At 38.7% G+C, this 9,817-nt stretch carries 8 protein-coding genes; 4 read left to right on the top strand and 4 right to left on the bottom strand.

Annotated features, from left to right (window positions below):
* Window positions 1-562: 562 nt before the first annotated feature.
* Window positions 563-2,380: a translational GTPase TypA gene (typA, locus tag DWA31_RS01460; protein ID WP_114324906.1), complete on the bottom strand. Its 1,818-nt coding sequence runs from the start codon at window positions 2,378-2,380 to the stop codon at window positions 563-565.
* Window positions 2,381-2,854: 474 nt separating this feature from the next.
* Between typA and glnA the strand changes: the two genes are divergently transcribed.
* The 4 genes from glnA (at window position 2,855) to glnG (ending at window position 7,904) form a co-directional block, all read left to right on the top strand.
* Window positions 2,855-4,261, top strand: a complete 1,407-nt coding sequence (gene glnA, locus DWA31_RS01455) for a glutamate--ammonia ligase (protein ID WP_114324905.1) — start codon at window positions 2,855-2,857, stop codon at window positions 4,259-4,261.
* 487 nt (window positions 4,262-4,748) lie between these two features.
* Entirely contained in the window at window positions 4,749-5,267 is a 519-nt protein-coding gene (locus DWA31_RS01450; RefSeq protein ID WP_114324904.1) for a DUF4124 domain-containing protein, read from the top strand.
* 100 nt (window positions 5,268-5,367) lie between these two features.
* Window positions 5,368-6,444, top strand: a complete 1,077-nt coding sequence (glnL, locus tag DWA31_RS01445; protein ID WP_114324903.1) for a nitrogen regulation protein NR(II) — start codon at window positions 5,368-5,370, stop codon at window positions 6,442-6,444.
* Between the two features lie 59 nt (window positions 6,445-6,503).
* Complete coding sequence (glnG, locus tag DWA31_RS01440; RefSeq protein ID WP_114324902.1) at window positions 6,504-7,904, top strand: nitrogen regulation protein NR(I); 1,401 nt, start codon at window positions 6,504-6,506, stop codon at window positions 7,902-7,904.
* 31 nt (window positions 7,905-7,935) lie between these two features.
* Here the strand turns inward: glnG and DWA31_RS01435 are convergent, their stop codons facing one another.
* The 3 genes from DWA31_RS01435 to DWA31_RS01425 all read right to left on the bottom strand — a co-directional run.
* On the bottom strand, window positions 7,936-8,319 hold the full coding sequence (locus DWA31_RS01435; protein WP_114324901.1) for a MerC domain-containing protein: 384 nt from the start codon (window positions 8,317-8,319) through the stop codon (window positions 7,936-7,938).
* Window positions 8,320-8,437: 118 nt separating this feature from the next.
* Entirely contained in the window at window positions 8,438-9,415 is a 978-nt protein-coding gene (epmA, locus tag DWA31_RS01430; protein ID WP_114324900.1) for an elongation factor P--(R)-beta-lysine ligase, read from the bottom strand.
* A gap of 277 nt (window positions 9,416-9,692) precedes the next feature.
* Window positions 9,693-9,817: EF-Tu C-terminal domain-related protein (locus DWA31_RS01425; protein WP_484038966.1), on the bottom strand; the 125-nt coding region annotated here is incomplete at its 5' end.

The following is a 9,817-nucleotide window of genomic DNA, read 5'->3' as shown; positions in this document are numbered from 1 at the left end:
GAAAGCTTGTGGCTTAAATTGACTCTGTCAAACACAGTGTTGACAGTCGGCTTGGTTTTATCCTCCACACCATTACTGGCTTTCATCGGCCTAGCCTTACTCACTACTACGGGTTCATCTGCCACCTCACACTCGTAATACTCTTGAGTCACCTCTTGAATAATACGTCCAACCATTTTTGATCAAATCATTTTGATTGGATACAATGCCAGGCTTCCCCAGTTACTGCACTAGTTCCCTGTTAGAAATTCCACCCTCAAACACAGCATTGGTCTGACTAAGTATTGGGCTTCGCGCTATTTTGGACGCTTACCCACCAATACCGCCGAAGCAGGTTACGGTTAGTTGTGTACCTCTAACTTCTTATGGCTTCCTTCAGACCCCACCGTTAGCCAGTGACGCCCTTGCCATTCAGATTATCTTCCCCTTAGTCGGGGTGATAAGGCTTCTTTCAGCCTATCGGGTTTGCCAGCTTCGCTGGGCAAACAAAAAAAGCCACTTAACAATAAGTGGCTTTTATTTCAGTAGATAATTAAGTATTAGCTAGCCATTACAACAAGACTTACTTAGCAGGTCTACTTTCACGTTTACGCTCATTCTCTTTTAAAAGCTTTTTACGAATACGAATGCTTTCAGGCGTAACTTCAACAAGTTCATCATTATCAATAAACTCTAATGCTTGCTCTAAAGACATAACGATAGGCGGCGTTAATGTTTGCGCTTCATCAGTACCTGATGAACGAACGTTAGTTAACTGCTTACCTTTAAGGGCGTTTACTGTTAAATCGTTATCACGGCTATGAATACCAATAACTTGGCCTTCATAAATATCAACACCGTGTCCGATCAACATGCGACCACGAGATTGTAAATTAAAGATAGCGTTAGTTAATGCTTTACCCGTTGCATTACCAATCATTACACCATTTTTACGTTGGCCGATTTCGCCACCCTTGTGAGGTCCGTATTCAAAGAATGTATGATAAATTAAGCCAGAGCCAGACGTTAGTGTCATAAATTCAGTTTGGAAGCCAATCAAGCCACGACTTGGCATGATGAAGTCCATACGAATACGGCCAGTACCATCAGGTGCCATATCAGTTAACTCTGCTTTACGAACACCCATTCTTTCCATAATAGGGCCTTGATGCTGTTCTTCAACATCAATCGTTACTGTTTCATAAGGTTCTTGTAATTCACCATTAACTTCACGAATAATAACTTCTGGGCGTGATACAGCTAATTCGAAACCTTCACGACGCATGTTTTCAATTAAAATGCCTAAGTGAAGCTCACCACGACCTGATACTTTAAATTTATCTGCATCAGCAAGTTGTTCAACACGTAAAGCAACGTTATGAATTAATTCTTTATCTAAACGATCTTTGATGTTACGTGAAGTAACGAACTTACCTTCTTTACCACAAAATGGTGAAGTGTTTACTTGGAAAGTCATGTTGATAGTAGGTTCATCAACAGATAATGCTGGTAAGCCTTCAACTTCAGTTGGACAACAAACCGTATCAGATATTTTTAACTCACCTAAACCAGTAAGTGCAATAATATCACCTGCAAAACCTTCAGCAATATCAAGTCGCTCAAGTCCTAAGTAACCAAATACTTTACCAACTTTAGCGTTATGAACACCACCGTTTGCTAGTTGTATAGTAACTTGTTGATTTGGCTTAACAGAACCACGGGTAACACGACCAACACCGATAACGCCCAAGTAAGAGCTGTAATCAAGTTGAGAGATTTGCATTTGGAATGCACCCTCTGGATCAGCTACAGGTTGTGGAACTTCTTTAAGAATAGTATCAAACAATGGCGTCATATCTGTGCCAGTTTCGCCTTCTTCAAGCGTAGCCCAACCATTGATTGCTGAAGCGTAAACAACTTTAAAGTCAAGCTGTTCATCAGTAGCGCCAAGGTTATCAAATAATTCAAAAACTTGGTCCATAACCCAATCAGGGCGAGAGCCAGGCTTATCAACTTTGTTAATAACAACAATTGGCTTTAAACCTTGAGCAAACGCTTTTTTCGTTACGAAACGCGTTTGTGGCATAGGGCCTTCTTGTGCATCAACAATAAGTAAAACTGAATCTACCATTGACATAACACGTTCAACTTCACCACCGAAATCAGCATGGCCAGGAGTATCTACGATGTTTACACGGTAGCCATTCCAGTTAATAGCCGTGTTTTTAGCTAAGATTGTGATACCACGTTCTTTTTCGATATCATTCGAGTCCATTGTACGTTCTTCTAGTCCGCCGCGGGCGTCTAGCGTACCTGACTGCTCTAATAATTTATCAACTAAAGTGGTTTTTCCGTGGTCAACGTGAGCAATAATTGCCACATTTCTTAATTTATCTAACACAGGCGTTACTCGCTGTTACTATCGTTTATTGCTATTCAAGCAGGTTAACGAATAGGGCTATAATTGGGCGCGCATTATACAGCTATTTTGTTTGAAAAGAAATCAATAAGAAAATTTCCTTTGATTCTTGATGTAATATATCTTTGCAGAAAGTGTTTTAATGTTGCTTACTCGTTAAATAATTAAATTATCCCAAAAGATATGTTGCGCCCAATCAGTGCAAGCAGAGCACCATAGTAGTGCAGCAGGTTTTTATTGATTACTGCAATAAAAGGAATATCAATAACTTACCTGTTGGCACAGCTTTGGCTGCAGGATGTTAATATAAAAATAATGAGCAAAGTAGCCCAAAACACCTCAGTATTGATGTAGCTTTGGTGTCATATTGTTCATGACTATATTTAAAATGCCTGTTAGAATTTAACCACTTAACGATTTACACCAAATTTAGAATTAACCTCACTGGAGAGACACATGTCACAAGCAGTATTCGATTTAATTACAGAGCACGATGTCAAATTTGTTGACCTTCGTTTTACCGATTCAAAAGGTAAAGAGCAACACGTTTCTATTCCTCATCATCAAGTTAACGAAGATTTCTTCGAAGATGGCAAAATGTTTGATGGCTCTTCTATTGAAGGCTGGAAAGGAATTAACAACTCAGACATGGTATTAATGCCTGATTCTGACTCTGCTGTATTAGACCCTTTTAATGAAGCTGTTACATTAAACATTCGTTGTGATGTAGTAGAACCAGATACAATGCAAGGTTACAGCCGTGACCCTCGCTCTGTAGCGAAACGTGCTGAAGAATATTTACGTTCAACGGGTATTGCTGATACCGTGTTAATTGGTCCAGAGCCTGAATTCTTCTTATTTGATGATGTTCGTTTCCACACTGATATCAGTGGCTCATTCTTTAAAGTTGATGATAAAGAAGCTTGTTGGAATTCAGGTACTGAATACGAAGAAGGCAACATGGGTCACCGTCCTGGTCTTAAAGGCGGTTATTTCCCAGTTTCTCCTGTTGATTCTTCACAAGATATCCGTTCAGCAATGTGTTTAGTAATGGAAGAAATGGGCTTAGTTGTTGAAGCACATCACCATGAAGTAGCAACAGCTGGTCAAAACGAGATTGCTTGTCGCTTTAATACTATGGTATTAAAAGCTGATGAAGTTCAAGTATATAAGTATGTTGTACATAACGTTGCTCACGCCTACGGAAAAACAGCAACTTTCATGCCTAAGCCTTTAGTAGGTGATAACGGTTCTGGTATGCACGTGCATCAATCACTGGCTAAAGATGGCGTTAACTTATTCTCTGGTGATAAGTACGGCGGGTTATCTGAAATGGCGCTTTACTACATTGGTGGTATCATCAAGCATGCTAAAGCCTTGAACGCATTTACAAACCCTGCAACTAACTCTTACAAACGTTTAGTTCCACATTATGAAGCGCCAATTATGCTTGCTTACTCAGCTGCTAACCGTTCTGCTTCAATTCGTATCCCTGTAGTACCTTCACCAAAAGCTGCCCGTATCGAAGTTCGCTTCCCAGATGCTGCTGCAAACCCATACTTAGCATTCTCTGCATTGCTAATGGCTGGCCTTGACGGTATCAAAAACAAAATTCATCCTGGCGATGCTATGGATAAAGATTTATACGACCTTCCTGCAGAAGAAGCATTATCAATTCCACAAGTTGCAACGTCATTAACTGACGCGTTAGATTCTTTAGAAGCTGATAAAGAGTTCTTAATTGCTGGTGGTGTTATGGATGACGACATGATCAATGCGTATATTGCTCTTAAACGTGCTGATTGTGAATTATTGAATACATCAACTCACCCAGTTGAGTTTGGAATGTACTACAGCGTTTAAGCACTTATACCCGTAATCATTCAAAATGCATGTTTCAGTGGGAGAAAAAAACGATTTAGACAAGGCATTGATTGCAGAGAATGGTTGTTCCATTCACAAAATCAATAACGACGTATAAATCGTTTTTAGCCCCATCGTAGAAGTGCATGAGCAATCCCATTTTATTGTTGCGTCAAAGAAATAGGGCGCTACATGGACGTAGCTTATTAGAGAATGCAGGAGCATATTCTCCTGAATAACCATGATTTAATTGACGCGCCTCAAACTGGAATTTCTCAAGCACTCTGAACCGAGTATTTTGAATGGTCACGGGTATATATACAATCTAATTGAAAAGCTCACTTAGGTGAGCTTTTTTTGTTGTTTTAATTCAAGATAGATAAATTTTTAGGTGGTAAATCTCTACCTTTTTGTATAAATTAGAGCTACCTATGGTGCCTATTGTGTTTGGAAATATCTAAAGGAACAAGATATACTTAATTTTACTATGATTAAAATTTTACTACTTGTATTACTTACTCTATCCATAGCAGCTCCTGTTTACAGTAGCTCCGCTAAAATTTATGTATGGCGCAGTGAGACAGGAGTATTAGTTTACTCTGACACACCCAGACCAGGTGCTGAAGAAGTAAAAGCTAAAAATGGAAATGTCATAGCGTCATCTACCAATATTGAAACTCAAGTTTTAGATATTGAAACCCAAAAAATTGAAGAAGAATACCAAGTATTCATCAATCACCCAAAAGATAACTCAACCATTCGAGATAACACTGGCTCTGTTTATATTAGCGGTAGCATTAAACCAATATTTAAGCGTGGTCTAAAGATTCAATTAATACTAGATGAAAAGCCTTACTTAACACCTCAAACTCACACTATGTTTTCTTTACGTAATATAGATCGTGGTGAACACCAAATAAAAATGGAATTGCTTAATGAAAAGGGCAAGGTTATTGCATTGTCTAAAGCAATAACGTTTTATATGCACCGAGCTTCGGTAAACTAGCCTCAAATAGCGGCATAAATCGCTGCAAATAAAACTTTTCTAGAATATACTAAAATACGCGCACTACATTGGTGCGATCTTAGTGTATATATGAGGCATCATGTTGCAGCAAACAAAAGTGATTCAACAACTCAAGTTACAGTATCAGCAAACATTAGCTAACCACCTAGTTACCGCTGTACTTATCCTCGATCAAAACCTAACAATTTGTTATGCCAATCCGGCTGCTGAAGCTTTACTCATAAAAAGTTTGTGCAAACTTTATGGTGTCTCATTTGAGTTGATTTTTACTAATACCTCGATCAGTAAATCCCGCCTACAGCAACTACTTGCTACAGGACAAGAATTTACCGATAGCGATATTGTTATAGAATTTAGTGAAAGCCATCGATTTACCGCTGAAATAACCGCTTCAGCGGTCGAATTTAACAGAGCTCCTCATGTGCTATTAGAGTTCAAACAAATTGATCAACAAAAAAAAATCAGCCTAGAAGTATTCCAACAAAAACAATGGATTTCTGCCCGTGATTTGATCAAAGGATTAGCACATGAAATAAAAAACCCTTTAGGTGGTCTACGCGGTGCTGCACAGCTATTAAGTAAAGAGTTAAACGCGGAACAGCAAGAATATACCGACATGATCATTGAACAAGCCGACAGATTAACTAACTTGGTCGATCGTTTACTTGGTCCAAATCAATTACCACAAATTCAAAGTCACAATATTCACTCTGTGCTAGAAAAGGTCTATCAAGTAATCAGTTTTTCAGAGGAGCAAAACATAATATTAATACGTGATTATGATCCCTCTATTCCTGTTATTCAGTGTGATCAGGAGAAAATTCAACAAGCGGTATTAAACATTGTAAACAATGCGATTCAAGCAATAGGTAAGCACCATAAGATTACGCTACGAACCCGCATCGCGAGCAATAAAACTATCAATGGCAAACTGATAAAACTAGCGGTCAAAATTAGTGTTATTGATGATGGGCCAGGTATTCCGGCAAAAATTAAAGACACGCTTTTTTATCCTATGGTATCAGGACGTTCAAACGGAACAGGGCTCGGTTTATCTATAGCACAAACACTGATAAATCAGCATCATGGTAAGCTATATTGTCATAGTAAGCCCGGACACACAGAGTTTGTGATCTTGTTACCATTAACACAATAATCATTAATGTCAGCACCAGAAAAACTTAACTTAAAAATATTTACTAGAGAGAAAACAAAATGATAACTGAGCAAGTATGGATTGTTGATGACGATAGCTCAATTCGTTGGATTTTAGAAAAAGCTTTTGCAAGCGCAAATATCAGTACAGCCTCATTTGAAAGTGCTAAGAATTTGTTAATTGCCTTAGATCACGATCAGCCCGAAGTGATTATATCTGATATTCGCATGCCCGATATAGATGGGATGACTTTACTTAACTCTATTAGTAAAGATTACCCCAATATTCCTGTCATTATTATGACTGCCCATTCAGATCTAGACAGTGCCGTTAGTGCTTATCAAGGCGGAGCTTTCGAGTATTTACCCAAGCCATTTGACATGGATGAAGCAGTAGCATTAACTAAGCGAGCGCTAAATCATGCACGCGAACAAAATGCCAAAAGAAAGCAAACAGACAACGCCCCTCTTGCTGCAGGTTTAATTGGTGAAGCACCTGCAATGCAGGAAGTTTTTCGCACAATCGGTCGGTTATCACGCTCCAGTATTAGTGTATTAATTAATGGTGAATCAGGTACTGGTAAAGAGTTAGTTGCCCATGCTTTACACTCTCATAGCCCAAGAGTAAATGCGCCTTTTATACCGCTAAATATGGCTGCGATACCTAAAGATTTAATAGAGTCCGAATTATTTGGCCATGAAAAAGGGGCATTTACTGGTGCTAATGCCATTCGTCAAGGCCGTTTTGAGCAAGCCCATGGCGGCACACTATTTCTCGATGAAATAGGGGATATGCCTATTGAAGTCCAAACTCGCCTGCTCCGTGTTTTATCCGACGGCCAGTTCTACCGTGTTGGTGGTCATTCGGCTGTACAAGTTGATGTGCGTATTATTGCCGCTACTCATCAAGACCTAGAAGATCGAGTAAATAATGGTGAGTTTCGAGAAGACTTATTTCACCGTCTTAATGTCATTCGTATTCAATTACCTAGCTTGCGCGAGCGAAAAGAAGATATAGCTCAACTAAGTCAACACTTTTTAAAGCAAGCTGCCAATGAATTAAGCGTAGAGGCAAAAACATTAAGTAAAAAAGCTACCGCTTCTCTACAAAGCTGCCAATGGCCAGGCAATGTTAGACAGCTTGAAAATATTTGTCGCTTCTTAACCGTCATGGCAAGTGGACAAGAAATATTACTAGAAGACTTGCCCAGTGAACTAACACAAAGAACCATGCAAATTACTCCACAATCTTCATCTTGGCAAGCGGCATTAAGTGATTGGATGGATCAGGAATTGGCTCAAGGCAGAAGTGCAATTTTAGACACTGCGCAACCAGAATTTGAAAAAATAATGCTAGAGAGAGCGTTATTATTTACCCAAGGACACAAGCAAGATGCAGCGAAAAAACTAGGTTGGGGAAGAAACACTTTAACAAGAAAGTTAAAGGAATTAGATATTTAACATGTACTAGGCGTTACGTTATAAAACTTTTTTATAACGTACAAGCATCATCATCATCACATTGCTTACAGCTATTACATAGTTTGATGTTAATAAAATGAGCAGCAATGATTAAACTAGCACCACCGATAATAAAATAGGGTTCTAGCGCTTCTGAAAAATCATGCTTTATCCAATACAGGGCGACACCTAAATACAGTAAATAAAATGGGTATAATTGTTTATGGTAGCGTTTGAAACCAGAAAATAAGGCAACAGTTCCAAATGCAGCGGTCATTAGCAGAAAAACATGTTCCCATGCATGATCCGCTAAAAAACTCAAACCTACCAATGGTAAAATAGGCAGAAGGATAGGCAAAAGAATGCAATGTAATGCACAAAGTGATGTTGCTGTAATGCCTATTCTATCTAACATGGTTAACCTAATAGAAAAATGTCAGAAACCTTTCCTGACTAAAGTGAGCTTGACTAAAATGAGATAATATCACAATTGATATACTATAACATTATTTTTAAATTAAACCCAACGCATTTTAACAACGCGCAATAGGAAAACTGACGACTTGTTCAATATTTTCAACTTTTAGTGCAAGCATTATTAAGCGATCTAACCCTAAAGCGACTCCTGAACATTGCGGTAATCCTTGAGATAAAGCCGCTATAAAGTTTTTATCTATCGGTTTTTCTGGAAGAGATAGCATTTTTCTTTTTGTGTTATCCTCTTGAAAACGTTTACTTTGTGCATCAATATCTGTTAATTCATTAAAGCCATTAACAAGCTCTACACCGTGAAAATAACATTCAAAGCGTTCTGCAACCCGCGTATCTTGGGGGCAAATTTTAGCAAGAGATGCTTGAGAACGCGGAAAATTATAAACAAAGCATGGTGAGTCATTACCTATTTGCGGCTCAATTATTTCACTAAATATAAACTGTAATAAAATATCATTATCTTGTTCAACAGTTAACCATTCACTCAATTTATCATGATCCTTAATCAAGGAGAGTAACTGTACTCGGGTAGCCATTAATGGATCGGTACTAAGCAGATCAATAAACAATTGCTGATAGGTCGTTTGTGTTGGCTCTGTGCAATCTAAAACGGCTTTAAGTAACTGCGCCACCTCTTCCATCAGCATAAAGTGATCAAAACCTAAGCGATACCATTCTAACAAGGTAAATTCAGGGTTATGAAAACGCCCTGCTTCTTCATGACGAAATGCTTTAGCTATTTGAAAAATGCACCCGTAACCCGAAGCAAGTAAACGTTTCATATGAAACTCAGGGGATGTTTGTAAATACAAATTTGTCGCTTTCTCAGGAGAACTATCACATAGAAAATTATATCGACAAGTTATTGCATCTAGATGCACATCGGTTACTGTGCCTTGAGACAACGCAGGTGTTTCCACCTCTATAACATTACGTTCATCAAAAAACTGACGAATATTCTGTAAAATTTGCGCACGCTTTTGTGCATATTCCCACGAGAGTGTTGGTTGCCAAGACAAATTAAGCTCCGAATTCCCCTTCGACTGTTCCCTTCGACAAGCTCAGGGTAGACGGAACAACTTTCCGTTAGTGCTGAGCGTGAGGGACGAACTGTCGAAGTACGAGTTTCTAAAATAGTAAAACAAAAAAGGCCGCATCAGCGACCTTTATAGTAGATATTAATAAATCAATTTGATGCTAGATGATGTGTTAGCAAAGCGGAAACACGGAGCTTACGTTAGTAAGTGAGTATTTCCAATGACGCTAACACAAACTCTAGCGGAAATTGGTTATTAATTAATCCATAATCTTAGAAACAACACCAGCACCAACAGTACGACCACCTTCACGGATTGCGAAGCGTAAACCTTCGTCCATCGCTACTGGGTTGATAAGCTCTACAACAAACTTCAAGTTGTCGC

The organism is Candidatus Colwellia aromaticivorans (genome assembly GCF_003333305.1).
GTDB classification, from domain to species: domain Bacteria; phylum Pseudomonadota; class Gammaproteobacteria; order Enterobacterales; family Alteromonadaceae; genus Colwellia; species Colwellia aromaticivorans.
Note: the sequence above shows the minus strand (reverse complement) of the source record. Positions and strands in the feature narration are given on the sequence as shown.

Coding starts and splice junctions, on each gene's coding strand:
- glnA (WP_114324905.1), top strand. CDS start 2,855: ATGTCACAAGCAGTATTCGATTTAATTACAGAGCACGATGTCAAATTT.
- DWA31_RS01450 (WP_114324904.1), top strand. CDS start 4,749: ATGATTAAAATTTTACTACTTGTATTACTTACTCTATCCATAGCAGCT.
- glnL (WP_114324903.1), top strand. CDS start 5,368: ATGTTGCAGCAAACAAAAGTGATTCAACAACTCAAGTTACAGTATCAG.
- glnG (WP_114324902.1), top strand. CDS start 6,504: ATGATAACTGAGCAAGTATGGATTGTTGATGACGATAGCTCAATTCGT.
- DWA31_RS01435 (WP_114324901.1), bottom strand. CDS start 8,319: ATGTTAGATAGAATAGGCATTACAGCAACATCACTTTGTGCATTACAT.